Origin of the sequence: Mesorhizobium sp. M0437, from assembly GCF_040321335.1 — a bacterium.
Taxonomy (GTDB): Bacteria; Pseudomonadota; Alphaproteobacteria; order Rhizobiales; family Rhizobiaceae; genus Mesorhizobium.
Window position 1 is genome coordinate 1 of the sequence record NZ_JAMYRK010000192.1, and the last position, 1612, is coordinate 1612.

2 protein-coding genes are annotated in these 1612 nt (G+C 57.4%); one reads left to right on the top strand and one right to left on the bottom strand.

The features are described from left to right. On the bottom strand, positions 1-294 hold a 294-nt coding region (locus tag NKI72_RS34885; RefSeq protein ID WP_352852233.1), incomplete at its 3' end, for a LysR family transcriptional regulator. A gap of 213 nt (positions 295-507) precedes the next feature. Between NKI72_RS34885 and NKI72_RS34890 the strand changes: the two genes are divergently transcribed. Beyond that, the gene (locus NKI72_RS34890) at positions 508-1578 is read left to right on the top strand and encodes an NAD/NADP octopine/nopaline dehydrogenase family protein (protein ID WP_352852234.1); all 1071 of its coding nucleotides are present in this window, start codon (positions 508-510) and stop codon (positions 1576-1578) included. The last annotated feature ends 34 nt before the right edge of the window (positions 1579-1612 follow it).

The following is a 1612-nucleotide window of genomic DNA, read 5'->3' on the forward strand; positions in this document are numbered from 1 at the left end:
CGTAGTGACAATCTGCAGGATCCGCCCTCGGCCGGCGGCAATCATTTTGGCCCGAGCCGCGAGTTCAGTGAAGGACATCAGCAAGCGCCGCGCTTCCTCCTCGAAAGCCACACCCTCTTCGGACAACTGCACGCGTCGACCGACCCGATCCAGCAATTCGAAGCCGAGCTCTGCCTCGAGATCCTGGATGGTGCGTGTCACTGCAGGTTGGGAACGACCGAGCATGTCAGCCGCCTTGGTAATGCTGCCGCTGGCAGCAACCGCAAGGAAGTTCTGAAGGTCGCGGGTTTCCATGTTCTCTCTACATGCGCAATCCGTATGATTGACATCGTCTCATTCATTTTTGATATATGTCAAGCGGAAACGAATATTCGCTGAGACATGTTGCAATCGCGGGCTCAGGCCGGAATCCCATCGCCAGAAGCCGACGATGGCAGATGCGGCTCCGATTTGTGGAACCTCCTAGTGAGAAATGGAGGCTGCAATGCCCGCAACAGGAGGGAACTTATGCGCGTAAGCATTCTTGGCGCCGGAGCGATTGCTTACGGCCTTGCCGCCTATCTGGCCGAAGCGGGACATGACCCTATGCTTTGGTCGCCTTCCGGAGAACGCACCAAGGCGCTGGCCGCCGGTGGATTGCTGAAGGCTACCGGAGCTATCAAGGCAACGACTAAGGTGCGCATCGCCAAGGATTGCGAAGCCGCCATTGCCGATGCCGCCGTCGTCATAATCGCGTTGCCGGCTTACGGGCACAAGATGGTGATGGACGCTGCCACTCCTTATCTAAGGGACGGAACGCCGGTTATCATCAGCTCGCACAGTTCCTTTGGGGCACTGTATCTCTCCAAGCGGCTTGCGGACCGGAAGGTTAGCCTGCCGATCGTCGTCTGGGGTACCACGCTCGTGACCGGGCAACAGCGCGGGCCAGCCGAAATCGATGTTGCAACCGTTCGCCAGAAACTGGATGTCGCGACGCTGCCTTTCAGTGCGCAGGACCAAGGGTTCGAGCTTTGCACGAGCTTGTTCGGCGATCGTTTCGTCAAGCGCGACGGCATGCTTGCTATCGCGCTCAGCAACCTCAATCCGCAGAACCATCTCGGGATCGCTCTTCTTAATCTCACACGCATGGAGAAGGGAGAACAGTGGAGCCAGGCCGGAAACGTCACCCCGGCTGTCGGCCGCTTTATCGAGGCTCTGGACGCGGAACGATTGGCGATCGCCGCCCGTTTTGGAATTGCCGTGCGCACAGTTGAAGAGCATTTTTCATTGTCGTTTCACGTCCCCATGGCCACCGTTTCGGAAATGAACCAGGAGATGGATCGCCAAGGCCGCGGCGGCTTCGGCCCGTCAACCATCGAAAGCCGCTATATTCTCGAGGACGTTCCGTTCGGGCTGCTGCCGACCGTTTTGTTGGGGAAGATCAGCGGAAATTCAGCGATTCTCCATGAATCTGGAATTGCCATATTCTCGGCGGCTTACGGTCGCGATCTTAAGGGAGATAATGATATTCTTCCCGCGCTGGGCTTCGAGGGAATGGCAAAAGCGGACCTCGAAAACCTTTGCCGTAAGGGATTTTAACAAGTTTCCACAGTGGACTGGGACATAGGCCAAG

Bases quoted from the DNA above. Each gene is read 5' to 3' on its own strand.
- NKI72_RS34890 (WP_352852234.1), top strand. From the start codon at position 508: ATGCGCGTAAGCATTCTTGGCGCCGGAGCGATTGCTTACGGCCTTGCC.